Consider the following 25,800-nt stretch of genomic DNA (forward strand, 5'->3'; position numbering starts at 1 on the left):
TCGTGCGGGCACTTCCATGCAATTGATCTGGCTGCGCAGCGACTTGCGCCTACACGACAACACCGCCCTCGCGGCCGCCACAGCCCGCGGTCCGAGCGTAGCGGTGTATCTGCTGAGCCCGAAGCAATGGCGGGAGCACGATGATGCGCCCTGCAAAGTGGATTTCTGGCTGCGCAACCTGAGTGAGTTAAGCCACGCACTGGATGAACTGAACATTCCCCTGCTGATCCGCACGGCCTCTCGCTGGGATGAAGCGCCAAACGTTTTGCTAGACCTGTGCCAGCATATGAAGATCGACACGGTACACGTCAACGAGGAATACGGCATCCACGAAACCCGTCGTGATGCGGCGGTGGCCGACAGGCTGAAAAGCAACGGCATCGATTTCAACAGCTACCTCGACCAATTGTTGTTCAAACCCGGAACCGTGCTGACCAAGACAGGCACCTATTTCCAGGTTTTCAGCCAGTTTCGCAAGGTTTGCTACGACCGCCTGCGGCGTTCATTGCCGAGCCGGGTAAGCGCCCCCATCGCTCAATTGCGGTTGAACATCGACAGCGATGAAATCCCCTCGCGTGTCGAAAGCTTCGAAACGCCCAGCAATACCTTGCGCGCCCTCTGGCCCGCCGGTGAAGCAGAAGCCCAGCGCCGCCTCGACACCTTCGCCGATGCCCGGATCGACGCCTACAAAAGTGAGCGCGACTTCCCGGCTAAACCGGGCACCAGTCAGCTGTCGGCCTATCTCGCGGCGGGGGTGATTTCTCCACGCCAGTGCTTGCACGCGGCCCTGCAAAGCAATCAGGGCGAGTTCGAAAGCGGCAAGGTCGGCGCGGTTACCTGGATCAACGAACTGTTGTGGCGCGAGTTCTACAAACACATTCTGGTGGGTTACCCGAGAGTCTCCCGCCACCGCGCCTTCCGCCCGGAAACCGAAGCCCTGGCCTGGCGCGACGCCCCCGAAGAACTGGCGGCCTGGCAGGAGGCGCGCACGGGTTTGCCCATCATCGACGCGGCGATGCGCCAACTGCTCGAAACTGGCTGGATGCACAACCGCCTGCGCATGGTGGTGGCGATGTTCCTGACCAAGAACCTGTTGATCGACTGGCGTGAAGGCGAGCGCTTTTTCATGCGGCATCTGATCGATGGCGACCTCGCGGCGAACAACGGCGGCTGGCAGTGGAGCTCGTCCACCGGCACCGACTCGGCACCCTACTTCCGGATTTTCAACCCCATCAGCCAATCAGAAAAATTCGACAGCGAAGGCCTGTTCATCAAGCACTGGCTACCGGAGCTGGCCGGACTGAACAAAAAAGAACTACACAATCCGGCGGACCTCGGCGGGCTGTTCGGCGTGGCGGATTATCCATCGCCGATCGTTAATCTGAGCGCCTCCCGCGTCCGTGCACTGGCTGCGTTCAAACACCTGCCATTGCGAATAAATGCCGCAGGTGGTTATGAGTGATTGCCTGAGGCATTTTGCCCTGCAGTTGGAGGACCTGAACGCAGGGGCACTCCTTTACGAACATGCACCCAAATTGGGTCGGGCGATTGCCTGGCTGAAAAGGAGAATGGGATGAACCTTACACCCCCACGACGATATTGGTTGACTGGTGCCGGCAGCGGCATTGGCGCCGCGCTGGCCGAGGAAATCCTGAAAACCGGTTCCCACCTGGCGGTCAGTTCTCGTTCGTTGGCGCCGCTAAAAGTCTTGTCCCAGCGCTATCCCGGGCAAGTGCTGGTGGTGGCCGGTGATTTGACCAACAGCCAGACCGTACGCGAAATCAGCGAGCAAATCGCTGAAGACTGGGGTTCGCTGGACACGGTGATTCTCAATGCCGGTACGTGCGAATACGTCGACGCCCGGCAGTTCGATTCGTCGCTCGTCGAGCATGTGGTGCGCACCAATCTGCTGGCCAGCAGTTATTGCATCGAAGCCGCTCTGCCCCTTTTGCGCAAAGGCATCGCGCCACACCTGGTGGGTGTTGCCAGTTCAGTCACCTACTTGCCGTTGCCAACGGCGGAGGCGTATGGCGCATCGAAGGCGGGGCTGCGTTATCTGTTCGAATCGCTGCGCATTGACCTGGCGCCCGAAGGCATCGAGATCACCGTGGTCAGCCCGGGGTTTGTCGAGACGCCCCTGACCGCGAAGAACGATTTCCCGGTGCCGCTCAGTTGGCCGGTGGGCAAAGCCGCACAGCACATCTTCGCCAAACTGAAAGACCGCCCATTGGAGATCGCATTTCCGGCGCTGTTCATGGCGGCCCTCTGGCCGCTATCAAAAATGCCCAACGGGGTGAAACTCGCCATCGGCAAACGCATGGTGCGCAGCAGCCCGCCGATCAAGGATGCGCCGTGAACATCGCAATTATCCGCTTGTGCCTCATGGCACAGCGTTTGGTCGGCGATAGATACAGCTAGACGTCCGTCAGACCTTTCACACTCCCGCAGCCCACTGCCTTACACTGCGCGCCATGAAGACCATTCCCCACACGCAAATCGCCGAACCGGCGATCACTTGCTCGACTTGCGCAGCCTGTTGCTGTCAGCTCGAAGTGATGCTGATCACCGACACTGGCGTGCCCGAACGTTTTATCGATACCGATGATTGGGGTGGGGAAGTCATGCTGCGTCTGGATGACGGCTGGTGCGCCGCGCTGGATCGCAACACGATGATGTGCACCATCTACGAAAAACGCCCGTTGATCTGTCGGGAGTTCGAGACGGGCGCACCGGAATGTATCGAAGAGCGCCAGGGGATTACCACCGCGTATCGCTGATCGAGAAAAACCTTGGTCCTTGTAGGAGCGAGCTTGCTCCGGGCGGCGTTCCGACGAAGGACTTGAGAGCAACGTGTTTATTCAGGAAAAACGCGTTATCGTTAAGGTCCTTCGCGAGCGAGCTCGCTCCTACATAAGCCCGTATTTACAACGGCATCGTGTAGTGCAGTGCGTAGCTTTCCAGGCCGTCGTTATGAATGCTCATACTTGCGTCGGAATAGTGCGTCACACGAATCCCGACTTCATGCCCGCCCGCAAAGCGCAGACCAAAGCCGAATCGGTCTTCAAACTGAAAAGCACTCCCGAGGTTTCTGCTTTCAAGTCTGGTATCGGAGAACAACGCCACGCCAACCCCCAACTCGACGTACGGTTTGACGGTCTGACCGGAAAACTCGTAAACAAACACTGGTGAGAACGACAGGCTGTTGTTGCTGTTGGTATTTTTGCCTTCCCAGTAGGTGTAGGCCCCACTCCAGTAACCGGTCAAACGACCGACGTCACTCTGCAGCCAACTCTTGTCCCAATCGAACTGCATACCCAATCGATAGGTCATGGTCGAATCGCCGGTCTCGCCGACCCCGAACTCCACGCCTGCCGCCTGTGCGGTAAAACTGTGCCCCAATAGTGCGGCCGCAATCGCAGCCAAGCAGAATAATCGCTTCACTAGAAACATCCTTTTCCGAACGATTTCGTGTGTGTTTTTTTTGTTGCTCAGCAGAGCTAAAGCTATAGAAGTCGACGCTTATTCAGAAGTTTCCCCCAAAGATTCGTGTTTCCCCAGGATTTAATTTATCCCTCAAAGCTTCGCACAATGCCAGAGGTATTCCACAGTATCGGCAGGATATTTCTGAAGTGTTCTGGATCGGAACTCGTCCAGAACTGCGCGGCACGAACAGGCCCCTCGGCCAGTAACTCACGTTCGGCCAACAGGCGCTGAAGTTGCCGCGCGACAGCGGCACCCGTGTCAATCAAGCTGATGTCGTCGGGGATCATCTGCTTAAGCAATGGTTTTAGGAAGGGATAGTGGGTGCAGCCGAGAATTATCGTGTCGCACCCGGCAGCCAGCAGCGGTTCGACATATCCGGCAAGCAACTGGCACAGGGCAGGACTGTGCAGATCGCCGTTTTCAATCAGCTCCACCAACCCCGGACACGGTTGAGTGATGACCCGCACATCGGTGGCGAAACGGTCGAGTAACGCGGCGAACTTGGCGCTCTGCAAGGTGCCGGTGGTGGCGAGCACCCCGACGACGCCGCTGCGAGTGGCGGCGGCGGCCGGTTTGACGGCCGGTTCCATGCCGACGATAGGCCAGTGGGGATAATCGCGTCGCAGGTCCGCAACCCCGGCGACAGTCGCCGTATTGCAGGCGAGTACCAAAGCCTTGGCACCCTGGCGTTGGAAAAAACCAGCCATCACGCTGCAACGATGGCGGATGAACTCCGGGGTTTTCTCGCCGTAAGGAATGTTCCCGCAATCGGCGACGTACAGCAGCGACTCATTGGGCAGCAAACGCTGGATCTCGGCCAGCACCGAAAGGCCACCGACACCGGAGTCGAACACGCCGATCGGCGCTTCACGCATGTGCAGAACCACAGACACTGCAACCCGGATCACGCTTGACGCGCAATTCACGGAAGCGTGTGCCCAAGGCATCAATCAATAACAGGCGCCCCACCAGTGGCTCGCCAAAACCGGCCAAAAGCTTCAGGGCTTCCAGCGCCTGGAGACTGCCAACCAATCCCACCAAAGGCCCCACGACGCCGGCTTCGCTGCAGGTCAATTCGGCTTCAGTGCCATGCCCGTATAAACAGTGGTAGCACGGGCTCTCTGGACGGCGCGGGTCAAACACCGACAACTGGCCCTCCAGGCGAATCGCCGCGCCACTGACCAAGGGCTTGCCGGCAGCCACGCACGCGGCGTTGACTGCTTCGCGGGTAGAGAAATTGTCGGAGCAGTCCAGCACCAGATCCACGGCGGTCACGGCCGCGGCCATCGAATCTTCGTCCAGCGCCGTGCGATGGGCAATCAATTGAATCTCGGGATTGATCGCGCTCAAGCGACGGATCGCCGAATCAACCTTGCTCACACCCACGCTGTCGGTGTCGTGAATGATCTGGCGCTGCAGGTTGGTCAGATCGACGGTATCGAAATCCGCCAGATGCAGTTCTCCGACCCCCGCGGCAGCCAGGTAAAGCGCCACAGGCGAACCGAGACCGCCGAGGCCGACGATCAGCACCCGGCTTTCCTTCAATCGCAACTGGCCGTCGATATCGACGTGCTGCAATAGAATCTGCCGGCTGTAGCGCAATAACTCCTGATCATTCAGCACGGCAGGCGCCCCAGACTGATACGTTCGTGACCGCCCAGATCGGTGCGGCTGTGGACGGCGTCAAAGCCTTGGGTCAGCAGCAAATCACGCACTGCCGCGGCTTGATCGTAACCGTGTTCAAGCATCAACCAGCCACCGTCTTCGAGATGAGCCGGTGCCTGGGCCGCGATCAATCGCAAATCGTCGAGCCCGTCGATACCGGCCACCAACGCACTGGCCGGTTCGAAGCGTACGTCGCCCTCCACCAGATGCGGATCGGCCGACGCAATGTAGGGCGGGTTGCTAATGATCAGTTCAAAACGCTGACCTTGCAGCGCGCTGAACCAGTGGCTACTCAGCACGGTGGCGTTGTTCAAGTGCAGTCGTTGACGATTGCGCTCGGCCAGGGCCACGGCTTCCGGTACGCGATCCACCGCAGTGACGGTCCAGGCCGGACGCTCGCTGGCCAGGGCCAACGCAATGGCGCCACTGCCGGTGCCGAGGTCAAGGACGTTGGCTGGGGTCGCGGGCAGTAACTCCAGCGCGGCCTCCACCAACAGCTCAGTGTCGGGGCGCGGGATCAGCGTATGCGGCGCGACTTCCAGATCAAGTTTCCAGAAACCTTGCTGACCCAGAATGTAGGCCACCGGTTCACCGCCACGACGACGTTGCAAATACTCGGCAAATATCAGTGCCGCCTCGCTCGGCACGATACGTTCCGGCCACGTGTGCAAAAAGCTGCGGGACTTGCCCAAGGCGGCCGCCAGCAGCAATTCGGCATCCAGGCGCGCGCTGGGCGAATCGGGCAAATCGGCGGCGCGCAGCAAACTGGCAATGATCGTCATTTACTCACCTATGGCCGCCAATTGGTCGGCCTGGTACTCGGCCAGCAACGGCTCGATCACCGCATCGACACCGCCCGCGAGGATTTCGTCGAGGGAGTACAGCGTCAGGTTGACCCGGTGGTCGGTGACCCGGCCCTGGGCAAAGTTGTACGTGCGAATCCGCTCGGAGCGATCACCCGAACCCACCAGCAACTTACGCTCACTGGCGATGGCATTGGCAGCGGCGCTGGTCTGCTGGTCGTTCAGTTTGGCCGACAGCCAGGACATCGCCCGGGCGCGGTTCTTGTGCTGGGAACGTTCTTCCTGGCATTCGACGACGATACCGGACGGCAAGTGCGTGATGCGGATCGCCGAGTCGGTCTTGTTGACGTGCTGACCGCCGGCCCCCGAGGACTTGTAGGTATCGACCCGTATATCCGCCGGGTTGATCTCGATTGCTTCCTGCTCATCCGGCTCAGGCAACACCGCGACGGTGCAGGCCGAGGTGTGGATGCGGCCCTGGGATTCGGTGGCCGGAACACGCTGTACGCGGTGCGCACCGGATTCAAATTTCAGCTTGCCATAGACGCTGTCGCCTTCAACCCGGGCAATGACTTCTTTATAGCCGCCGTGTTCGCCGATGTTCTCCGAGAGAATTTCTACCCGCCAGCCACGCCGCTCGGCGTAACGCGAATACATGCGGAACAGGTCGCCGGAAAAAATCGCCGCCTCGTCACCACCGGTGCCAGCACGGATTTCGAGGAACACGTTGCGCCCGTCGTTCGGGTCCTTGGGCAGCAGCATGCGTTGCAGGCTGGCTTCGATGTCGATCAGTTGCTCTTTGGCTTCGCGGACTTCTTCCACGGCCATTTCGCGCATGTCCGGGTCGCTGTCTTTTAGCAGTGCCTGAGCGCCTTCGAGGTCACCTTGCACTTTGAGCAACTGTTTATAGGTGTCGACAATCGGCTCGACTTCCGCGTACTCCTTGGAATAGGTGCGGAATTTGTTCTGATCGGAAATGACTTCGCCGTCGCCAAGCAAGGCAGTCAGTTCCTCGAAACGGTCCTGGAGGATGTCCAGCTTATTGAGCAGTGACGCTTTCATTGCGGTTTTTTATCCGAAAAGCTATCCGATGAGCCCTCACCGAGGGCAAAGAGTTCCTGGGCCATGGCCAGTGCGTCGAGGCGACCTTCGGCAGAAAGCTTTTTCAACTGCACGCTCGGTGCGTGCAAAAGTTTGTTGGTCAGGCCCCGCGCCAGTTGCACCAGCACGTCTTCGGCGCTGCTGCCGTTGGCCAGCATGCGCTGGGCTTTCTGCAATTCTTCGTCGCGCATGCGCTCGCTTTGTTGGCGATAGGCCTTGAGCACATCCACGGCCGCCAGTTCACGCAAGCGGACCATGAAATCTTCGGCGCCGACCGAGACCATCTCTTCGGCCGCCTGGGCCGCCCCCTGACGACTCTTGAGGTTCTCTGCAACGACTTCGTGGAGATCGTCGACGCTATAGAGGTAAACGTCGTCCAACTCGCCGACTTCAGGCTCGATATCGCGAGGGACGGCGATATCCACCATAAAGATCGGTTTGTGCTTGCGCAGCTTCAAGGCGCTTTCCACAGCGCCCTTGCCCAGGATCGGCAACTGGCTGGCCGTGGAACTGATGACGATATCGCTGCGCACCAGCTCTGCCGGAATGTCCGAGAGCAATACGGCATGAGCGCCGAATTGTTCTGCCAGAATGCTTGCGCGCTCAAGGGTACGGTTGGCGACAACGATGCGTTTCACCCCCAGTTCGTGCAGGTGACGGGCGACCAGGGTAATGGTTTCGCCGGCGCCGATCAGCAAGGCCTGGCTGCGTTGCAGGTCGCTGAAAATCTGTTTCGCCAGGCTGACCGCTGCAAACGCCACGGACACCGGGTTCTCGCCAATGGCGGTGTCGGTGCGTACTTGCTTGGCCGCATTGAACGTCGCCTGAAACAAACGCCCGAGCAATGGACCGATGGTGCCGGCCTCGCGGGCTACGGCATAGGCCGATTTCATCTGACCGAGAATCTGCGGTTCGCCCAACACCAGCGAATCAAGCCCGGAGGCGACCCGCATCATGTGACGAACTGCCGCATCGTCTTCGTGCACATAAGCGCTCGCACGCAGCTCATCGAGGCTCAAATGGTGATAATCAGCCAGCCAGCGCAACACGATGTCAGCTGAAAGGTGATCCTGTTCTATGTAGAGCTCACTGCGATTGCAGGTGGAGAGGATCGCAGCTTCGCGGCTGTCGGTGAGTCGGCAGAGCTGCTGCAAGGCCTCCACCAGCTGCTCAGGGGTAAAGGCCACGCGCTCGCGGACGTCTACTGAAGCAGTCTTGTGGTTAATACCGAGTGCAAGGAAGGCCATTCAAGGTCGCTGATGGTGACGTGAAGCCGGCAATTGTCCTACTTCGACAGAGCCAGAACAACTACCGCTGACTATTGTCCTGCCAGCTTGCGTTTATAAAGACCTTTTTGCAGGAGCGAGCTCGCTCGCGAAGGTCGTTAACGATATCGCGGGCTCACTGGATAAAACGCGTTATCCTCAGGTTCTTCGCGAGCAAGCTCGCTCCTACATGGTTATGTTTGGCCGAAGGCTTGTGTCATGATGATCTGACCGCAGGTTAGTCGCCCTCTTCCTATATGAATAGATCTTCCGCGTTGCTCCTTGCTTTTGTCTTCCTCAGCGGCTGCCACGCCTTGGCACCCGTTTCGTCGGACGGTACGTCGCCGGTCGAAGACAGCACTCCGGCCCCTGAAAAGCCCAAGGTTTATAGCTCATTCAGCGAAGAAACCATCTTCAGTCTGTTGAGCGCTGAACTGGCTGGCCAGCGCAATCGTTTCGACATTGCCCTGGACAACTATGTGACCCAGGCCATCAATACCCAGGATCCGGGCATCTCCGAGCGCGCATTCCGCATCGCCGAATACCTGGGCGCCGATCAGGCCGCCCTGGATACCGCGCTGATCTGGGCAAAAAACGCCCCGAACGATCTCGAAGCGCAACGAGCCGCTGCCGTGCAACTGGCCCGCGCCGGGCGTTATGACGACTCCATGGTCTATATGGAGAAAGTCCTGCAAGGCAAGGGCGATACGCATTTCGACTTCCTCGCCTTGTCCGCGGCCGATACCGACCAGGAGACGCGCAACGGCCTGATGAAAAGTTTTGATCGTCTATTGCAGCGCCATCCAAAAAACGGCCAGCTGATTTTCGGCAAGGCCTTGCTGATGCAACAGGACGGTGATGCCAAAGGCGCACTGGCCTTGCTGGAAGACAATCCGCCGGACGAAGGCGAAATAGCCCCCATTCTGCTGCGCGCGCGCCTGCTGCAAACGCTCAATCGTGGCTCTGAAGCCTTGCCTCTACTGCGAAAGAGCATCAAGAAATACCCGGACGACAAGCGCCTGCGCCTGACCTATGCGCGCATGCTGGTTGAACAGGACCGCATGAACGACGCCAAAGCCGAGTTCTCGAGCCTCGTTCAGCAGTATCCGGAAGACGACGAATTGCGGTATTCCCTGGCCCTGGTGTGCCTGGAAGCCAAAGCCTGGGACGAGGCCAAAGGTTACCTGGAAGACTTGATCACGCGGGAAAGCCACGTCGATTCGGCGCACCTGAACCTTGGCCGAATCGCTGAGGAACGCAACGACCCCCAAGGCGCACTGATTGAGTACGCCCAGGTCGGCCCGGGCAACGACTACCTGCCGGCACAATTGCGTCAGGCCGATATTCTGATGAATAACGGCAGGACCGCTGAAGCGCAGAGTCGCCTGGCGGCGCAGCGCGATGAACAACCCGATTACGCGATTCAGCTGTATCTGATCGAAGCCGAGACTCTATCCGCCAACAAACAGGGGGACAAGGCCTGGAATGTATTGCAGAAAGCCTTGCAGCAATACCCGGACGACCTGAATCTGCTTTATACCCGCGCCATGCAAGCGGAAAAACGCAATGACCTGGCGCAGATGGAAAAAGACCTGCGGCTGATCATTAAGCGCGATCCCGACAACGCTATGGCATTAAACGCCCTCGGTTACACGCTGTCGGACCGTACGACGCGTTACGCCGAAGCCAAGGCCCTGATCGAACAGGCTCACCAGCTCAATCCGGAAGACCCGGCAGTACTCGACAGCCTCGGCTGGGTGAACTATCGCCTGGGCAATCTGGACGAGGCCGAACGCCTGCTGCGCAAGGCGCTGGACCGCTTCCCCGACCAGGAAGTCGCCGCTCATCTGGGTGAAGTCCTATGGGCCAATGGCAAGCAACGGGAAGCCAAGCAAATCTGGAGCAAGTTCCTCAAGGAACAACCCGACAGCCCTACCCTGCGCGGCACCATCAAGCGCCTGACCGGATCAGAGACTCTTTAAGATTATGTTTTTGCGCCACATTATCGTTTTCAGCTTCATCGCCCTGCTCGCCGGTTGTGCGGGCTTCGGCGCTCGCGAATCGGTCGAGGGCCACGGCAACCCCGCCCAATGGCGCGAGCACAAACAGCAACTCACGGGCCTGGATGGCTGGCAAATCAACGGCAAGATCGGCATTCGGGCTCCGAAAGATTCGGGCAGTGGCACATTGTTCTGGCTACAACGCCAGGATTACTACGATATTCGCCTCTCCGGCCCCTTGGGTCGCGGCGCAGCACGCCTGACCGGTCGCCCGGGCAAGGTCTCGCTGGAAGTGGCCAACCAGGGTCGGTATGACGCACCGAACCCGGAAACCCTGCTCGAAGAACAGTTGGGCTGGAAATTGCCAGTCTCTAATCTGGCCTGGTGGGTTCGCGGACTTCCGGCTCCCGACAGCAAAAGCCATCTGACCCTGGATGCCGACAGCCGCCTGGCCAAACTGGAGCAGGATGGCTGGCAGATCGAGTACTTGAGTTATGCCGAGCAAAATGGCTATTGGCTGCCTGAGCGGATCAAACTGCATGGCACCGACCTTGATGTCACGCTGGTGATCAAGGAATGGCAACCTCGCAAATTGGGGCAGTGAATATGACAGCTCCGCGCTTGACGCTGCCCTCCCCGGCCAAACTCAATTTGATGCTGCACATCCTCGGTCGCCGTGAAGACGGCTATCACGAACTGCAGACGATTTTTCAGTTTCTCGATTACGGCGATGAAATCACCTTCGCCGTGCGCGACGACGGCGTGATTCGTTTACACACCGAATTCGAAGGCGTTCCCCACGACAGCAACCTGATCGTCAAAGCCGCGAAAAAACTTCAGGCGCAATCCGGCTGTGCGCTTGGCGTCGATATCTGGATCGAAAAAATTCTGCCCATGGGCGGTGGAATTGGTGGCGGCAGTTCAAATGCCGCGACGACGTTGCTCGGTCTGAATCATCTCTGGCAACTGGGTTGGGACGAGGATCGACTGGCTGTACTGGGCCTGACGCTGGGTGCTGACGTCCCGGTTTTCGTGCGTGGGCACGCGGCTTTTGCCGAGGGCGTGGGGGAGAAACTCACCCCTGTAGACCCCGAGGAACCGTGGTATCTCGTGCTTGTGCCGCAAGTATCTGTAAGTACAGCAGAAATTTTTTCAGATCCGTTGTTGACACGTAACTCTTCTCCCATTAAAGTGCGCCCCGTTCCCAAGGGAAACAGTCGAAATGACTGCTTACCGGTGGTAGCAAGGCGTTACCCAGATGTACGTAACGCATTGAATTTGTTAGGTAAATTTACCGAAGCAAAACTCACCGGAACTGGAAGTTGTGTGTTTGGGGGCTTCCCAAGCAAAGCTGAAGCTGATAAAGTCTCGGCCCTTCTGACAGAGACCCTTACAGGGTTTGTAGCAAAGGGAAGCAACGTTTCGATGTTGCATCGCAAGCTGCAGAGTCTGCTTTAAAGGAATCGAGTACTGGGTACTCGTTGCAACAGATACAGGGGCGTCGCCAAGCGGTAAGGCAGCAGGTTTTGATCCTGCCATGCGTTGGTTCGAATCCAGCCGCCCCTGCCATTTTCCTATACTCATCCAGGTTACCCTCAGCCTTCAGGTACTGCGCGTGTCCAAGATGATGGTCTTTACGGGGAACGCTAACCCCGATCTGGCTCGGCGTGTCGTACGTCAGCTGCATATCCCTCTCGGTGACATCTCTGTCGGTAAATTCTCCGACGGCGAAATTACAGCCGAGATCAATGAAAACGTCCGCGGTAAAGATGTCTTCATTATTCAGCCGACTTGCGCTCCGACCAACGATAACCTGATGGAACTGGTAGTGATGGCTGATGCCTTCCGCCGCTCCTCGGCTACTCGTATCACTGCTGTTATTCCTTACTTTGGTTATGCCCGTCAGGATCGCCGTCCGCGTTCCGCACGTGTGGCTATCAGCGCGAAAGTCGTTGCTGACATGCTTACCGTAGTCGGCATCGACCGTGTTCTCACGGTTGATCTGCATGCTGACCAAATCCAGGGTTTCTTCGATATTCCAGTAGATAACATCTACGGCTCCCCGGTATTGGTGGATGACATTGAAGATCAGCGCTTCGAAAACCTGATGATCGTGTCCCCGGACATTGGCGGCGTCGTGCGTGCACGTGCTGTGGCCAAATCCCTGGGCGTGGATCTCGGGATCATCGACAAACGCCGTGAGAAAGCCAATCACTCTGAAGTGATGCATATCATCGGTGATGTCGAAGGGCGTACCTGTATTCTGGTCGATGACATGGTCGATACCGCCGGCACTCTGTGCCACGCGGCCAAGGCCTTGAAAGAGCATGGCGCTGCCAAGGTTTTCGCCTACTGCACACACCCTGTGCTGTCCGGTCGGGCGATCGAAAACATTGAAAATTCCATGCTGGATGAACTGGTGGTGACTAACACCATCCCGTTGTCCGCTGCTGCTCAAGCCTGCTCGCGTATCCGCCAACTGGATATCGCGCCGGTAGTTGCCGAAGCGGTCCGCCGCATCAGCAATGAAGAATCGATCAGCGCGATGTTCCGTTAAGGGCCCTGCCCTTCTCGAACATTTCGTTGACGAAAAGCGCCCCGCCCCGGCATTCCTGTCGGGGCGGGGCTTTTTTGCCCATATCGCCTTTAGCGCTGGTCGCAAACGCTGGGGCGAATGTGGTTATTTTGGAGATACAACATGAACGATTTTACTCTGAATGCTGAAGTGCGTTCCGACCTGGGGAAAGGTGCGAGCCGCCGCCTGCGTCGTCTCGCAAGCCTGGTTCCAGCTGTAGTTTACGGTGGCGAAAAAGCCCCTGAATCCATCAGCATGCTGGCTAAAGAAGTTGCCAAACTGCTCGAAAACGAAGCGGCTTACAGCCACATCATCGAGCTGAACGTTGGTGGCACCAAGCAAAACGTAATCATCAAAGCTCTGCAGCGTCACCCGGCTAAAGGCCACGTGATGCACGCTGACTTCGTACGCGTTGTAGCTGGCCAGAAACTGACCGCTACCGTGCCTGTACACTTCGTTGGCGAAGCGGCTCCGATCAAGAAAGGCGGCGAAATTTCGCACGTTGTTGCTGAAGTCGAAGTGTCTTGCCTGCCGAAAGATCTGCCTGAATTCATCGAAGTTGACCTGGCTGATGCCGAAGTCGGCTCGATCATTCACCTGTCCGACCTCAAAGCCCCTAAAGGCGTTGAGTTTGTTGCTCTGGCTCACGGTAACGACCTGGCTGTTGCCAACGTTCACGCTCCACGTGTTGCTCCAGAAGCTACTGAAAGCGCTGCAGAGTAATTTCACTCTGTTTGCCGGAGTGACCGGAAACATCGCGGACTAGAGCGTAGCGAGAAAGCGGGCGAGAACGCGGAGTTTACATAATGGTAAATGAGCACTTGTCGTCCACTTTCGCCGCACTCCCTGATTGCGGCGATGTTATCCACCACTCCAAGGAAGGGCCCCTATCGTGACTGCCATCAAACTGATCGTTGGCCTGGGAAATCCAGGCGCTGAATACGAACAGACCCGGCATAACGCAGGGGCCCTTTTTGTTGAGCGCATCGCGAACGCGCAAGGCGTAAACCTTGCGGCCGATCGCAAATATTTTGGCCTGACCGGACGCTATTCGTATCAGGGTCAGGATGTTCGTCTGCTGATTCCCACCACGTACATGAACCGTAGCGGCCAGGCCGTGGCGGCACTCGCCGGCTTCTTCCGCATCAAGCCTGAAGAAATCCTCGTGGCGCATGACGAACTCGACTTGCCACCTGGCGTTGCCAAACTCAAACAGGGCGGCGGCCATGGCGGTCACAACGGGTTGCGCGACATCATCGCGCAACTGGGCAATCAGAATACCTTTCACCGCTTGCGGCTTGGCATTGGCCACCCGGGCGTTGCCAGTATGGTTTCAAATTTCGTCCTGGGTCGTGCGCCACGCGCCGAACAGGAAAAACTCGATGCCAGCATCGACTTTGCCCTCGGCGTGCTGCCGGATATCCTCGCCGGTGAATGGAACCGCGCGATGAAAAACCTGCACAGCCAGAAGGCCTGACTCTACTCCTCGGGGAAAACACCATGGGATTCAATTGCGGCATCGTCGGCCTGCCTAACGTCGGCAAGTCCACCCTGTTCAACGCCCTGACCAAATCCGGGATCGCGGCCGAGAACTTCCCCTTCTGCACCATCGAGCCGAATACCGGTATCGTGCCGATGCCGGATCCGCGTCTGGAAGCCCTGGCAGCCATCGTCAATCCAAAGCGCATCCTGCCGACCACCATGGAGTTCGTCGACATCGCTGGCCTGGTTGCCGGTGCATCGAAAGGTGAAGGCCTGGGCAACAAATTCCTGGCCAACATCCGTGAAACCGATGCCATCGCTCACGTGGTCCGCTGCTTCGAAGACGAGAACGTGATTCACGTCTCCAACAGCGTCGACCCGAAACGCGACATCGAAATCATCGACCTGGAACTGATCTTCGCCGACCTCGACAGCTGCGAGAAACAACTGCAGAAAGTCGCCCGCAACGCCAAGGGTGGCGACAAGGACGCCGTGGTCCAGAAAGGTCTGCTGGAGCAACTGATTGCTCACTTCACCCTCGGCAAGCCAGCGCGCACGCTGATGAAGAACATGGGCGCCGACGACAAAGCGGTGATTCGTGGCTTCCATCTGCTGACCACCAAGCCGGTCATGTACATCGCCAACGTCGCTGAAGACGGTTTCGAGAACAACCCGCTGCTGGACATCGTCAAAGCCATCGCCGAAGAAGAAGGCGCCATGGTGGTTCCGGTCTGCAACAAGATCGAAGCCGAAATCGCCGAGCTGGAAGACGGCGAAGAGAAAGACATGTTCCTCGAAGCCCTGGGCCTCGAAGAGCCTGGCCTGAACCGTGTGATTCGCGCCGGCTACGAAATGCTGCACTTGCAGACCTACTTCACCGCTGGTGTCGAAGAAGTCCGCGCCTGGACCGTCCGTGTCGGTGCTACCGCACCGCAAGCCGCTGGCGTGATCCACACCGACTTCGAGAAAGGCTTCATCCGCGCTGAAGTGATCGCCTATGACGATTTCATCCAATACAAGGGCGAAGCCGGCACCAAAGAAGCCGGCAAATGGCGTCTGGAAGGCAAGGACTACATCGTTAAAGACGGCGACGTGATGCACTTCCGTTTCAACGTGTAAGCGCGGAGCTGGATTCTGGCGAGCGCCAATGGACACCAAACCCCCATACTCACACAGTGATATGGGGGTTTTTATTAGCCAGCAACATCCACGAGGATTCGTTGTGATCCGAATTTTAACCGGGTACAAAGCCGGTTAGGCTGACATTTCTCACGAACCGTGGATACGCACCTGAGTTGGTTTTGAGGTGGGTGCGCCAGCGCACAGTGGCGCTGGCTCCCTGATGATGGCCACACAGGGTCAAGCGTGAAGCTCTTCTGGTCAATCTGGATGATCAGCAAGCCAGCTTTTGATGATTTGCTTCAGTCTGGAACCGGAGAAGCTTGGGAAATGACCTCCATGTACGGTTGTAACCGGAAGATTTTGAAGCCTCTCCAGGCTGGCTCGATAGTCACCTAGGTCGGCGTGGTAAGCATCTTCAATCAATGGCCCGTCATAAATTACGTCTCCACTGAACAGGGTCCGGGTTTTGGCCTCCCAAAGGCTGATACCGCCTGGAGAGTGACCAGGTGTATGCATGACTTCCAGCACCCGATTACCCAGATCAATGACATCCCCGTCCTCGATCAGCTGGGTCGCGGGAGCAGCTTTCACTGCGTACTCCTCATAGCAGATAAGGCAGTCCGGGTGCGCCTCAAACATCCCATCGCCTACGAAGACATCCGCCAGCGTGGCGTTATTGGTGGGACAGGCCAGAATGTCCGCTTCAGCCGGGTGAATGAGCCTGTCAGAAAACTCATGATGCCCCGCGATGTGGTCAAAGTGAGCATGGCTGGCCACCGCCAGGAGTGGCCGATCCGTCAGCCAGGGCAGTTGTTCTCTCAGACTGACCACACCCGATCCGCTATCGATCAGTACATCTCGCTTGCGACCGGTGATGTGCCACAAGTTGCATCTGTAGAACGGGCGTACGAAGGGCTCATGAATCAGTTTCACCGCGTCGTCTTTTTGCACCACCTCAAACCACTGATCGCGCGTGACAATTTTCATCATTTGGCAATCGAAGCCTGAACACGGTCAGCAGCAGATTTGACCCGAGCAGCTCCCTGGGGTTTCTTCAGCAGTGCTTCGTGTGGGCCGTAAACTTCTACTGGCTCCGGGTACAAGCGTAATAAAACAAGGTAAGTCACCGCTGCAAAGCCGACGGTAATGGGCAAGCTGATATCGATGCCGCCAACCAGATTACCCAAGGGGCCCACGAATTGACCTGGAAGGTTCACGAAGCACAGTCCAAGCAAAGCGCTAGGGATCCAGGCGCCCATTCCGCGCCAGTTCCAACCGTGATTGAACCAGTACCGGCCGCCTGTTTCTCCACGGGTAAACACCTGGAGGTCATCAGGGCAATAGAAGCCTCGACGCTTTATCAGGCCAATAATCATGATCACCATCCAGGGGCTGGTGCAGGTAATGATCAACACCGCGAACGTTGAAACGCTCTGCACCAAATTGAAAGCGAAGCGACCTACGAAGATGAAACCAATGGACAACAGACCAATCAGCACTGTTGCTTTCACCCGACTCAGCGCCCTGGGGAAGACACTCGACATATCCAGGCCGGTGCCATACAGGGATGTCGTTCCTGTGGACATGCCGCCGATGACGGCGATCAAGCAGACGGGTAGAAAGAACCAGTTCGGTGAAATCGCCAACAGGCCGCCGACATAGTTGTTTTGAGCGATGTAGTCAGGTGCTTGAACAGCGACGATTGTGGCGGTCACCAACCCGAACATGAACGGTATGAACGTGGCAACCTGCGAAAATATAACGGCCAGCATAATGCGCGACTTGGAAGTATCTCTTGGAATGTAACGGGTCCAGTCTCCCAAAAATGCCCCAAACGAAACCGGGTTACTCATTGAAACCAGGGCGGCGCCAATAAAAGCGGCCCAGAAACCCGAGTCACCCATTTTTACCGTCCCGGCATAATGCACATCGAACGGCCCACTGAATGCGAAGCCACCGAGCAAGAAAAGAATACTTGCACTGACGACTGCAACTTTATTTACCAGCAGCAGGAATTTAAAACCATAGATACATACTATCAAAACGAGCACGGCGAAAAATCCATAGGTTATCGCCAGCGTAAGGTCGTTTTCAGGCAGTCCAATTAATCGTTTAGCCCCGCCGACCAGCGCATCACCGGAACTCCAGACGGATAAAGAGAAGAACGCGATAGCCGTCAAAAGAGACAAAAACGAACCGACCACCCTCCCGTGCACTCCGAAGTGAGCGCCAGAAGAGACTGCATTGTTGGTGCCATTGATAGGGCCGAACAACCCCATCGGTGCCAGTATCACTGCACCAAACAGAACACCGAGCACGATGGACCATACGCTGGCCTCAAATGAGAGTCCAAAGAGTACGGGGAAACTTCCAAGCACGGCTGTAGAAAAAGTATTGGAGCCGCCGAATATCATTCGAAAAAGATCAAATGGCGACGCGTTTCGCTCTGTGTCCGGGATCTGTTCGACGCCGAACGTTTCGATGGTTGTGGTTTTCGACTGGGTCATATTTTATTAGCTCTACCACCTGTTTCATTATTATAAGAGCCGTTAACGTGGACTCTTGAGGACACATACCCTCTTGAATCCAGGTTAAAGCTCGTTCTTGTATCTGCCGGATGAATACTTCACCCGATCAGCACTTAGGCAGTCGTCCGCAGGGCGACAATAAAACTGACGCTAATGCTCAGCCACTGGCCGAAGCATTCACTCTTGTTTTTATTCTTTTCGTACTCGTTTTAATATCGGGTACTTTGCGAGTCATTTTCTTGAAGGTGTTTCACCTCCGGCAACTTAGCGGTAGCAGGGGTAATCGACATACCCTTTCGCATCCCCACCGTAGAACAAGTCCGGATCTGCCTCGCTCAGGGGCCAGCCATTCATCAGCCGTTCAGGAAGATCCGGATTTGCGATAAAAGGCACACCGAACGCGACCAGATCAATGTCCCCGTCCTTCAGGAACTGCTGAGCGGTCTCTTTATTCAAGGCTCCGCAGAGGATCAGCGGCCCGGCGAAGCTCGTCTTGAAGCAACTCAGAAACTCTTTAGGAATGAGGCGAAGACCAGCGCTGGTCGAAACGTCGTTATGGGCAGCATTCAGGTGGCCGATGGAGATGGGCTCGTCGTTGAAATGCACATAGGCCACCCGACGTGCGCGTAGCTCCTGAGCGAGGTAAAGAAAGGTCTCTTCGACCGTGGGATCCGCTGGCATGCCGTTGAAGAAGCCATAGGGAGACAAGCGCACCCCGATGGTCAGATCATCATTGAGTTCCACACGAATGGCATCGAGTACCTCCAGGAGCAAGCGGCATCGATTTTGCGGCGTTTGTCCTCCATAGCGGTCGGTACGCGTGTTTGTGGCGGAGTTAATAAACTGTTCAAACAAGTAGCCATTTGCTGCGAGCAGCTCCAGGCCATCAAATCCGGCATCTCGGGAGTTTCTACTGGCCGTGGCGAATTGTCGGATCGTCATGTCGATATCGGCCTGCGTCATTGCCCGCGGCGGGCTGACAGACACTTTCCCCGGCGTGCCGCTCTGATTCAGGGCGAAGGTTTCCAACCCCATAATACGCTCGGTAGTGGGCGCCAATGGAGCACCACCCTCAGGCAAAACCGATTGATGCGAAACCCTGCCGACGTGCCATAACTGGGCAAATATCCGACCATTGGCTTCATGCACTTTGTGTACAACTTCGGCCCATCCCTTCACTTGGGATTGCGAATAGAGGCCAGGCGTTGAAAGGTAACCGCGAGCCTCAGGCGATACGACGATGGCCTCGCTGATAATGAGACCGCTGGAGGCTCGTTGCGCATAATACTGAGCGTTGAGCGCCGTAGGAGCCCCTCCCTCGCCAACTCGAGAGCGGGTCATCGGTGCCATGACGATACGGTTCGGGAGCCGCAGCTCCCCCAAACTGAACGCTGAAAACATCACGAGTCTCCTGACTGGCAGATTTTGGACTTCATCGCCTCTTTGGATTTGGGCGAATGTCACTGAGCAGTCGCTGGGGATCGTATTTGTTAATCACTGACAGAAAAAGTCGGCTGCTGTCAGAAAAACTGATAGCGTATGGAAATGGCCTTCTCCAGTGATAACGTCAAAACCTTCTTGGCTGTTCTTGATAACGGCTCATTTTCGGCTGCCGCCAGAGCACTGGGCCGAGTGCCGTCCGCCGTCAGCATGGTCATTGCGCAGCTTGAGGCTGAGCTTGATCTCACCTTGTTTGAGCGCACCCCCAGAGAAGCTCGACCCACAGCGGTGGCCAAAGCGCTTGAAGCCCAGGCTCGTCATCTGGCGAACCAGCTTCGGGAGCTCGATGCGCATGCTCTGGCACTTCATCAAGGGTTGGAACGTCGGTTGGTGATCGCCATTGCGCCCGAATTGCTTTCAGCTTCGTGGAGCCAGTCGCTTTCAATACTTGCTGATGAGTATCCATTGCTGGATGTAGAGATCATCTCTGCTCCGCACGCCGACGCCTTGCGACTGCTGCATGACGAAGCAGTGCAGCTCGCACTGGTTTTCGAGCGTCCCGGAACGAATGAGCGGGAGGATTTTCAGGAGTTTGGTTACGAGACACTGGTTGCGGTGATGTCGCCAAAACACCCTCAATGTCTGGAGCATGGTGGGCGATTCAGGCAGGAAAAGATGATCAACATACGACAAATCGCCGTCGCCAGCCGCGATCCGAACATCTCCGACCCACGCTTGCAGGTGGCGCGCCGCATCTGGCGCACCGATAGCCACCTCGCCACACTTAGCTTGGTGCAATCCGCGTTGGGATGGGCTTATTTGCCAAGCAAGCTCGTAAAGCCACTGCTCGTGACGGGGGAACTCCTGGAAGTTGAATTCGAGAACATGAGCAATCAGATCTTCCTGTGGGCAGATATCGTCTGGCTCAAGGATCAGCCACTGGGGCTCGGTGCAAAACGGTTCATTGAACTGATGCGTATCCAATCCAAGAGCAAAGCCACTCGACGATAAAAGCCGTTGGTCGCAGTCCAAAACCATCATTGTCCAGGCAGTAGCGGCGAGAAAGCCCGCCCCATCATTCGACTTGTGTGGGTTCAGGCCTTTTTGGTTCTCGGCAGGAAGATAGCCAGCACACCAAACAACGGCAGGAACGAACACAGGAAGTACACGTATTCGATGCCATGAATATCCGCCAGATGCCCCAGCAGTGCCGCGCCAATCCCGCCAAAACCGAACATCAACCCAAAGAACACCCCGGCGATCATCCCGACATTGCCCGGCACAAGCTCTTGCGCATACACCACAATGGCCGAGAACGCCGAGGCGAGGATGAAGCCGATCAGCACGCTCAGAATGCTGGTCCAGAACAGGTCGACGTGAGGCAGGATCAGGGTGAACGGCGCCACGCCGAGGATCGAAAACCAGATCACTGCTTTACGGCCAATCTTGTCGCCGATCGGGCCACCGAAGAAGGTCCCCGCCGCGACCGCGCCAAGAAAAAGGAACAAGTGCAGCTGCGAACTGGCGACCGACAGGTCGAACTTCTCGATCAGATAAAAGGTGAAGTAGCTGGTGAAACTGGCCATGTAGAAATACTTGGAGAACACCAGCAATCCGAGCACTACCAACGCACTGATCACCCGGTTTTTCGACAACCCGTGAGTCGCCGCGTGGCCAGCCTTGAGCTTGAACAGGTTCAAGTGGTTGGCGTACCAACGGCTGATCCGATAGAGCACAAACAGGGCAAACACGGCGAATAGCCCGAACCATGCAACATGGCCCTGCCCGTAGGGAATGATAATCGCCGCCGCCAGCAATGGACCAAAAGCCGAACCCGCATTACCGCCGACCTGAAAGGTCGATTGCGCCAGGCCGAAACGCCCGCCCGAGGCGAGTCGCGCCACACGAGACGCTTCCGGGTGAAAAGTCGACGAGCCGATACCGATCAACCCCGCCGCCAGCAGTATCAACGGGAAGGTGCCCACCATCGACATCATCAGAATGCCGATCAAGGTGCAGACCGTCCCCGCTGGCAAAAGCCAGGGCTTGGGGTGGCGATCGGTGTAATAGCCAACCCAAGGCTGCAACAACGAGGCCGTCAGCTGGAATGTCAGCGTGATCAATCCGACCTGAGTAAAGGTCAGGCCATAGTTGGCCTTGAGCATCGGGTAAATAGACGGCAGAACCGACTGAATCAGGTCGTTGATCAAATGCGCCAGCGCCACCGCGCCGATGATGCGCATGACCAAAGGACTGCTTTGTGAGGTCGCGGATGCCGGCGTTGTGCCGGCCTGGGCATTGCTGATAGCCATGAGAGTTTCCGTACAACAGAGGGGTGCACACGGGCAGGTGCGTCAATGTGCCATTTTTCAGTGCCGTAGCGCCATCCCCTTAGCCTGCTAACGACCTCGATGTTCATCGCTGAGAAGGTGGTAGCGCAAAGCCATGGTCTGAATCTTGCCTTGTTTCTCCGCTTCAACGCGGCCCCCTTACAAAGGGGACCGAGAATGGGAAGTTTCGTCACAGAGTCGGCCTACAGAGCTGGCGAGGGTGAACTTTCGAGGCCTTTTAAGAGGGCACAAGTCGTGGTCGCAATGGCCTCGGCGCACGCCAATAGTGCGTGGTGTCCAGGGGAGTCATGGGGCATGCAGGCTTTTTTATCACCGGGGATCGGGTTGCTGGGGCGTTTCGGTTTCGCACGCAAATTCCAACTGTTGTTTCTGCTGTTTATTCTGCCCCTGACAGGCAGTCTGTGGATGATTGGTCAGGACTATCGCGAGAAACTGACGCTGATCTCCGGCGAACGTGCCGGGGTTCATCAATTGCTCGCCCTCGATGCGCTCGATAACCTGCTCGCTGCCCAGCGCGACCGCGCCGCCCGCTGGCGCGCCACCGAAACCAATCGCCAGCCGACGCCTGCCACACTCGCGGCGATGGCTGCGTTTGATGCGGTTCAGCCAGCCGTCGCGCAAGCCACCTCGGACCTCGGCAACGCACTGCAAACTGAAGGCGCCGAGGGTGAAACCCTGGCCCGTTACCAAGCCCTACAAGCCGCGCTCAACGGCCTGGACTCGAAAAGCCTGAGCAGCGTCGGCTGGTGGCCGGACGGCTATGATCGTTTCACCAATGCCTTGAGCGCCCTGCAAGCCTTGCGCGAACAGATCGCCATGGACAATCGCCTGACCCTCGCACCGTGGCTGGAAACCTACCTGCTGACGCAGATCGCCACACAGCACGCGCCGGACCTGATCGAACAGGTCGGTCGTCTCGCCAGCGTTGGCCAAGCGTCGGTAGTGTCCGGACAGTTCACCCTGCAAAGCCGTCTGCAACTGCGAGACTTGCGCAGCCGCATCGGCGACGCCCGAGAGCAACTGGTGAAAACAGCCAGTCTGCTGGAGGCACGCCTGCCCAGCGCCTTGCAAGCCTGGGCCGGGCAATACCATGACAGCCTCAAGCACCTGGACGCCGAGCTGCAAGTGCTCGACGACGGTGTATTCGGCGGCAGCATCAAGCTCAAGCCCGAGGAGTTCGAACGCAGCCTTGACACCTTGCTCACCGACCTCGCCTCGTTACGCCAGCAGTCGTTGGTTTCGTTGGATCAGCGCCTGGATTACTACCACGGTTCGGCCATCCGCCAGTTCATAGTGGTGGCGACGATTCTGGGTGGCCTGCTACTGGCCGCGCTGTACCTGTTCATCTGCTTGCAGGCCTCGATACGTCGCAGCGCCAGCGGCATCACGTTGTTGGCCGAAGCACTTCGCGACGGCAATCTGAGCCTGCAAGTGCCGGTGCACGGTCGGGATGAATTGGCAGCCATCAGCACGGCCCTCAACGTCGCCGTGGTGCAACTGCGTAACAGTCTGCTGGGGGTCGATCACGAAACGCTGCAGCTGAGCAACGCGGTGCGCACCCTCAATCATCATTCCAGTGGTGCATTGGGCGAGGTCGAAGCGCAGCAATTGCAGATCAGTCAGATCGCCGCTGCGGCGACACAATTGGCCGCTACCTCTCTAGGTGTCGCCCAGAGCTGCGAACACGCCTCCGGCAGCGCGCAGCACACCCAGCGTATCGCCGCCGACAGCAGCCGCGACAGCCAGCGCACGACCGCTAGCATCCAACAGCTCAACCAGCGTTTGAACGACACGGCTGCCGCACTGGGCCGAGTCAGTGAACAAGGGCAGCAAATTCAATTGGTGGTGGACACCATTCGCGGCGTCGCCGAACAGACCAACCTGCTCGCGCTCAACGCCGCCATCGAAGCGGCCCGAGCCGGCGAGCAAGGTCGGGGGTTTGCCGTGGTGGCCGATGAAGTACGCAGCCTCTCCCAGCGCACCCAGGCCTCCACCGCACAGATTGCCGGCACCGTCGACAGCCTGCGCAATACGGTCAATGAAGCGGTCAGCCTGATGGAGGCAGCCTGCGGCCAGGCACAATCTGACGCACAGGCGGTCACGGGCCTGGGCGAACGATTGGGGGAAATTGCCAGCGCCGTGCAGAGCGTCACCGATACCCTGGCGCAAATCGCCACCGCGGTCGACGAGCAAGCGACCACCGCCGATGAAGTCAGCGGCAATATCCAGCAAGTCGATCAGGCGGCGCTACGCTTGCTCGAAGGCGCACGGGCGGTGAACCTGGCGGCAGACACCTTGAGCCAGGGCAGCAAGGCCTTGAGTGCCAATACCGGGAGATTTCAGCTCGGTTAACGCCCTCCCCCGGCCCGTTTTTTCGGGCCAGGTGGATAAGCGGTTGAAAGCGTAGAGAAATATTTTACATTTACGCTTGACGCATCTGCATTACCGGTGAATAATGCGCGCCACTTGGCTACATAGCTCAGTTGGTTAGAGCATAGCATTCATAATGCTGGGGTCCGGGGTTCAAGTCCCTGTGTAGCCACCAAGTACTAAAAACGGCTTACCGAAAGGTAGGCCGTTTTTTTATGCCTCGAGAAAAGTGCCCTGAATCACAGGGCGGTATATTTACGCGTGTTTTGTTTTCTCAGCGGCTTCATCCACATCGGCGAAGAAAACATGCTGCGGTTGCAAGAGGACTCGAACCGCATGCATTCGGGCAATAAGAGCCCGCGTCACGAACGAAGCGTCGGCAAGGCCGACAGCGCCCGCTCCCATATCTGCCACGTACGCAGCCAGACCATGGCCTGCCAGTCGCTGTCAGCAGGATAGAACTGTTCAACCAGATTCAGTTTGATCTCGCGCCCCACCGCATCACTCGGATTGCCGTGCAGGTGCAGCCATTGATCATCGCGCAGATGACGATGGACGTCCGGCCCCGGATAAGTCCCACACTCGATCACAAACGGCATCAGCCGCACGTTCGGTAACGCATTGATCAACGCCTGTGAGGTATAGCCAGTGGCGGTGGCCGCGACACCGGTTTCGCTCAGCGTGTCGGCGCCTGTGTGCAAGGTATAAAGCCAAGGACCATAGATGGCCTGCGCATCTGCAAGCGCTGGATACGCCGACTCGGTAATGGTCAGCAACATCGGGTGACCGTACTCCCCGGCGCCGGTGTGCAAGTCGAAACACATGGCCACTTCGGCATGGGCAACATGCTTTTGAATGATCTGATGCAACGTGCGGTTCGACCAGCTCGGCGCCAGCCCGCCGTAAAATAGTCCATCGGGATGGCGGTGCTGGCCACCCTCGACAACCGACATCACCGCCGGCCAGCCGTGTTCGCGGATCTGCTCGTCGAGCAAGGCATCGGCATGCTCTCGCTCAGGCCCTTTCAATTCCGTGCAGGCATAGATTTCATGCAGCGCGGCATAGGCCTGATTGTCCGGCAGCAGGCCTTCGAAGTTCAGGTGATTGCGGTTCAGGTCGATGTTGTCTTCATTGACCCGTCGCAGCCACGCCGTCCCCCAGGGATTGATCAGGTGGATCATCACCACGGCGACATCCATCGGCAGCGAACGCTTGCCCAACTCCTGCAGCCACTTGATCTGGCAGCCTGAACCATAGAAGCCTTCGACCCCGTGGGTGCCGCTGAGCGCAATCAGCAGGCGCTTGGCGGCCGGATCACCAAGCACTGCGACATCGGTGCTCAAGGGCTCACCGAATGGCCCTTTAAGTGGATGCGGGTACTCAGTGAGCGTTGCGCCGGCCGCCGTGGCGGCTGCCAGAAATTGTTCGCGCTGAGTGCGGTAGCTGGGCTGGGTGGGAAACTCGGTCTGCATGTCTGCCTCTTGTTGATCTTCTGGCCAATCTGTTGCCCTCGACCCTACAGAAAATCTGTCGACTGATGAAGGACAAACGCATCTTTACTGTAGGCCTTGGTTTGCGTCACTTCCTGTCGGTCGATAAAGTCCATGGATCTTTC

At 57.6% G+C, this 25,800-nt stretch carries 23 protein-coding genes, 2 tRNA genes and 1 pseudogene; 15 read left to right on the forward strand and 11 right to left on the reverse strand.

Going from position 1 to position 25,800, the window contains the following annotated elements:
- Positions 1 to 16: 16 nt before the first annotated feature.
- From phrB to AC1MDT_RS17475, 4 genes and pseudogenes are all read left to right on the forward strand, one after another.
- Positions 17 to 1,462 (forward strand): deoxyribodipyrimidine photo-lyase, encoded by a 1,446-nt coding sequence (gene phrB, locus AC1MDT_RS17460; RefSeq protein ID WP_480418272.1) that lies wholly within the window; start codon positions 17 to 19, stop codon positions 1,460 to 1,462.
- Positions 1,463 to 1,499: 37 nt separating this feature from the next.
- Positions 1,500 to 1,577: pseudogene (locus AC1MDT_RS17465) on the forward strand (nuclear transport factor 2 family protein); the annotation flags it as partial.
- Positions 1,574 to 2,356 (forward strand): SDR family NAD(P)-dependent oxidoreductase, encoded by a 783-nt coding sequence (locus AC1MDT_RS17470; protein ID WP_480418273.1) that lies wholly within the window; start codon positions 1,574 to 1,576, stop codon positions 2,354 to 2,356. The pseudogene AC1MDT_RS17465 and the gene AC1MDT_RS17470, both read left to right, overlap by 4 nt.
- Before the next feature lie 115 nt (positions 2,357 to 2,471).
- On the forward strand, positions 2,472 to 2,777 hold the full coding sequence (locus AC1MDT_RS17475; protein ID WP_480418274.1) for a YkgJ family cysteine cluster protein: 306 nt from the start codon (positions 2,472 to 2,474) through the stop codon (positions 2,775 to 2,777).
- 145 nt (positions 2,778 to 2,922) lie between these two features.
- Here AC1MDT_RS17475 and AC1MDT_RS17480 read toward each other — a convergent pair whose 3' ends face one another.
- From AC1MDT_RS17480 to hemA, 6 genes are all read right to left on the reverse strand, one after another.
- Positions 2,923 to 3,441 carry an acyloxyacyl hydrolase gene (locus tag AC1MDT_RS17480; RefSeq protein ID WP_480418275.1) on the reverse strand — a complete coding sequence of 173 codons (519 nt, stop codon included), beginning with the start codon at positions 3,439 to 3,441 and terminating at the stop codon, positions 2,923 to 2,925.
- Positions 3,442 to 3,566: 125 nt separating this feature from the next.
- Positions 3,567 to 4,358 (reverse strand): glutamate racemase, encoded by a 792-nt coding sequence (murI, locus tag AC1MDT_RS17485; RefSeq protein ID WP_480418276.1) that lies wholly within the window; start codon positions 4,356 to 4,358, stop codon positions 3,567 to 3,569.
- The gene (locus AC1MDT_RS17490) at positions 4,351 to 5,106 is read right to left on the reverse strand and encodes a molybdopterin-synthase adenylyltransferase MoeB (protein WP_480418277.1); all 756 of its coding nucleotides are present in this window, start codon (positions 5,104 to 5,106) and stop codon (positions 4,351 to 4,353) included. The genes murI and AC1MDT_RS17490 overlap by 8 nt, the downstream gene beginning before the upstream one ends.
- Positions 5,100 to 5,930 carry a peptide chain release factor N(5)-glutamine methyltransferase gene (gene prmC, locus AC1MDT_RS17495; protein WP_480418278.1) on the reverse strand — a complete coding sequence of 277 codons (831 nt, stop codon included), beginning with the start codon at positions 5,928 to 5,930 and terminating at the stop codon, positions 5,100 to 5,102. The genes AC1MDT_RS17490 and prmC overlap by 7 nt, the downstream gene beginning before the upstream one ends.
- Positions 5,931 to 7,013 carry a peptide chain release factor 1 gene (gene prfA / locus AC1MDT_RS17500; protein WP_414907518.1) on the reverse strand — a complete coding sequence of 361 codons (1,083 nt, stop codon included), beginning with the start codon at positions 7,011 to 7,013 and terminating at the stop codon, positions 5,931 to 5,933.
- Positions 7,010 to 8,299: a glutamyl-tRNA reductase gene (hemA, locus tag AC1MDT_RS17505; protein WP_008011966.1), complete on the reverse strand. Its 1,290-nt coding sequence runs from the start codon at positions 8,297 to 8,299 to the stop codon at positions 7,010 to 7,012. The genes prfA and hemA overlap by 4 nt, the downstream gene beginning before the upstream one ends.
- 275 nt (positions 8,300 to 8,574) lie before the next feature.
- On the opposite strand from hemA, the gene AC1MDT_RS17510 reads away from it, so the two are divergent.
- From AC1MDT_RS17510 to ychF, 8 genes are all read left to right on the forward strand, one after another.
- Complete coding sequence (locus AC1MDT_RS17510) at positions 8,575 to 10,299, forward strand: tetratricopeptide repeat protein (protein WP_480418279.1); 1,725 nt, start codon at positions 8,575 to 8,577, stop codon at positions 10,297 to 10,299.
- 4 nt (positions 10,300 to 10,303) lie between these two features.
- Positions 10,304 to 10,921 carry a lipoprotein insertase outer membrane protein LolB gene (gene lolB / locus AC1MDT_RS17515; RefSeq protein ID WP_480418280.1) on the forward strand — a complete coding sequence of 206 codons (618 nt, stop codon included), beginning with the start codon at positions 10,304 to 10,306 and terminating at the stop codon, positions 10,919 to 10,921.
- A gap of 2 nt (positions 10,922 to 10,923) precedes the next feature.
- A complete protein-coding gene (ispE, locus tag AC1MDT_RS17520) occupies positions 10,924 to 11,775 on the forward strand; it encodes a 4-(cytidine 5'-diphospho)-2-C-methyl-D-erythritol kinase (protein ID WP_480422818.1) in 852 nt (283 codons plus the stop codon).
- Positions 11,776 to 11,811: 36 nt separating this feature from the next.
- Positions 11,812 to 11,886 (forward strand) — tRNA-Gln (locus AC1MDT_RS17525).
- Positions 11,887 to 11,932: 46 nt separating this feature from the next.
- A complete protein-coding gene (locus AC1MDT_RS17530; RefSeq protein ID WP_003208392.1) occupies positions 11,933 to 12,874 on the forward strand; it encodes a ribose-phosphate pyrophosphokinase in 942 nt (313 codons plus the stop codon).
- 141 nt (positions 12,875 to 13,015) lie between these two features.
- Positions 13,016 to 13,615 (forward strand): 50S ribosomal protein L25/general stress protein Ctc, encoded by a 600-nt coding sequence (locus tag AC1MDT_RS17535; protein WP_480418281.1) that lies wholly within the window; start codon positions 13,016 to 13,018, stop codon positions 13,613 to 13,615.
- A gap of 169 nt (positions 13,616 to 13,784) precedes the next feature.
- The gene (pth, locus tag AC1MDT_RS17540; protein WP_480418282.1) at positions 13,785 to 14,369 is read left to right on the forward strand and encodes an aminoacyl-tRNA hydrolase; all 585 of its coding nucleotides are present in this window, start codon (positions 13,785 to 13,787) and stop codon (positions 14,367 to 14,369) included.
- Positions 14,370 to 14,392: 23 nt separating this feature from the next.
- A complete protein-coding gene (gene ychF / locus AC1MDT_RS17545) occupies positions 14,393 to 15,493 on the forward strand; it encodes a redox-regulated ATPase YchF (protein WP_008011955.1) in 1,101 nt (366 codons plus the stop codon).
- A gap of 261 nt (positions 15,494 to 15,754) precedes the next feature.
- Here ychF and AC1MDT_RS17550 read toward each other — a convergent pair whose 3' ends face one another.
- The 3 genes from AC1MDT_RS17550 to AC1MDT_RS17560 form a co-directional block, all read right to left on the reverse strand.
- Positions 15,755 to 16,483, reverse strand: a complete 729-nt coding sequence (locus tag AC1MDT_RS17550) for an MBL fold metallo-hydrolase (protein ID WP_480422820.1) — start codon at positions 16,481 to 16,483, stop codon at positions 15,755 to 15,757.
- Positions 16,483 to 18,003 carry a purine-cytosine permease family protein gene (locus AC1MDT_RS17555; RefSeq protein WP_480418283.1) on the reverse strand — a complete coding sequence of 507 codons (1,521 nt, stop codon included), beginning with the start codon at positions 18,001 to 18,003 and terminating at the stop codon, positions 16,483 to 16,485. Before AC1MDT_RS17555 ends, AC1MDT_RS17550 begins: the two co-directional genes overlap by 1 nt.
- Positions 18,004 to 18,288: 285 nt before the next feature.
- Positions 18,289 to 19,425, reverse strand: coding sequence for an alkene reductase (locus tag AC1MDT_RS17560; RefSeq protein ID WP_480418284.1), 1,137 nt, complete (start codon positions 19,423 to 19,425; stop codon positions 18,289 to 18,291).
- Positions 19,426 to 19,569: 144 nt separating this feature from the next.
- Between AC1MDT_RS17560 and AC1MDT_RS17565 the strand changes: the two genes are divergently transcribed.
- The gene (locus AC1MDT_RS17565) at positions 19,570 to 20,475 is read left to right on the forward strand and encodes a LysR family transcriptional regulator (protein WP_480422821.1); all 906 of its coding nucleotides are present in this window, start codon (positions 19,570 to 19,572) and stop codon (positions 20,473 to 20,475) included.
- Between the two features lie 83 nt (positions 20,476 to 20,558).
- On the opposite strand, the gene AC1MDT_RS17570 is transcribed toward AC1MDT_RS17565, so the two are convergent.
- On the reverse strand, positions 20,559 to 21,776 hold the full coding sequence (locus AC1MDT_RS17570) for an MFS transporter (protein WP_480418285.1): 1,218 nt from the start codon (positions 21,774 to 21,776) through the stop codon (positions 20,559 to 20,561).
- Positions 21,777 to 22,109: 333 nt separating this feature from the next.
- On the opposite strand from AC1MDT_RS17570, the gene AC1MDT_RS17575 reads away from it, so the two are divergent.
- Both AC1MDT_RS17575 and AC1MDT_RS17580 read left to right on the forward strand, forming a co-directional pair.
- Entirely contained in the window at positions 22,110 to 24,167 is a 2,058-nt protein-coding gene (locus AC1MDT_RS17575; RefSeq protein ID WP_480418286.1) for a methyl-accepting chemotaxis protein, read from the forward strand.
- 116 nt (positions 24,168 to 24,283) lie between these two features.
- Positions 24,284 to 24,360, forward strand: a tRNA-Met gene (locus AC1MDT_RS17580).
- 187 nt (positions 24,361 to 24,547) lie between these two features.
- Here AC1MDT_RS17580 and AC1MDT_RS17585 read toward each other — a convergent pair.
- Positions 24,548 to 25,657, reverse strand: coding sequence for a DUF2817 domain-containing protein (locus AC1MDT_RS17585; RefSeq protein ID WP_480418287.1), 1,110 nt, complete (start codon positions 25,655 to 25,657; stop codon positions 24,548 to 24,550).
- Positions 25,658 to 25,800 lie beyond the last annotated feature (143 nt).

It is taken from the genome of Pseudomonas sp. ASL7 (assembly GCF_056680375.1).

Bases quoted from the DNA above. Each gene is read 5' to 3' on its own strand.
- phrB (WP_480418272.1), top strand. From the start codon at position 17: ATGCAATTGATCTGGCTGCGCAGCGACTTGCGCCTACACGACAACACC.
- AC1MDT_RS17470 (WP_480418273.1), top strand. From the start codon at position 1,574: ATGAACCTTACACCCCCACGACGATATTGGTTGACTGGTGCCGGCAGC.
- AC1MDT_RS17475 (WP_480418274.1), top strand. From the start codon at position 2,472: ATGAAGACCATTCCCCACACGCAAATCGCCGAACCGGCGATCACTTGC.
- murI (WP_480418276.1), bottom strand. From the start codon at position 4,358: ATGCGTGAAGCGCCGATCGGCGTGTTCGACTCCGGTGTCGGTGGCCTT.
- prmC (WP_480418278.1), bottom strand. From the start codon at position 5,930: ATGACGATCATTGCCAGTTTGCTGCGCGCCGCCGATTTGCCCGATTCG.
- prfA (WP_414907518.1), bottom strand. From the start codon at position 7,013: ATGAAAGCGTCACTGCTCAATAAGCTGGACATCCTCCAGGACCGTTTC.
- hemA (WP_008011966.1), bottom strand. From the start codon at position 8,299: ATGGCCTTCCTTGCACTCGGTATTAACCACAAGACTGCTTCAGTAGAC.
- AC1MDT_RS17510 (WP_480418279.1), top strand. From the start codon at position 8,575: ATGAATAGATCTTCCGCGTTGCTCCTTGCTTTTGTCTTCCTCAGCGGC.
- lolB (WP_480418280.1), top strand. From the start codon at position 10,304: ATGTTTTTGCGCCACATTATCGTTTTCAGCTTCATCGCCCTGCTCGCC.
- ispE (WP_480422818.1), top strand. From the start codon at position 10,924: ATGACAGCTCCGCGCTTGACGCTGCCCTCCCCGGCCAAACTCAATTTG.
- AC1MDT_RS17535 (WP_480418281.1), top strand. From the start codon at position 13,016: ATGAACGATTTTACTCTGAATGCTGAAGTGCGTTCCGACCTGGGGAAA.
- ychF (WP_008011955.1), top strand. From the start codon at position 14,393: ATGGGATTCAATTGCGGCATCGTCGGCCTGCCTAACGTCGGCAAGTCC.
- AC1MDT_RS17550 (WP_480422820.1), bottom strand. From the start codon at position 16,483: ATGAAAATTGTCACGCGCGATCAGTGGTTTGAGGTGGTGCAAAAAGAC.
- AC1MDT_RS17555 (WP_480418283.1), bottom strand. From the start codon at position 18,003: ATGACCCAGTCGAAAACCACAACCATCGAAACGTTCGGCGTCGAACAG.
- AC1MDT_RS17560 (WP_480418284.1), bottom strand. From the start codon at position 19,425: ATGTTTTCAGCGTTCAGTTTGGGGGAGCTGCGGCTCCCGAACCGTATC.
- AC1MDT_RS17565 (WP_480422821.1), top strand. From the start codon at position 19,570: ATGGCCTTCTCCAGTGATAACGTCAAAACCTTCTTGGCTGTTCTTGAT.
- AC1MDT_RS17570 (WP_480418285.1), bottom strand. From the start codon at position 21,776: ATGGCTATCAGCAATGCCCAGGCCGGCACAACGCCGGCATCCGCGACC.
- AC1MDT_RS17575 (WP_480418286.1), top strand. From the start codon at position 22,110: ATGCAGGCTTTTTTATCACCGGGGATCGGGTTGCTGGGGCGTTTCGGT.
- AC1MDT_RS17585 (WP_480418287.1), bottom strand. From the start codon at position 25,657: ATGCAGACCGAGTTTCCCACCCAGCCCAGCTACCGCACTCAGCGCGAA.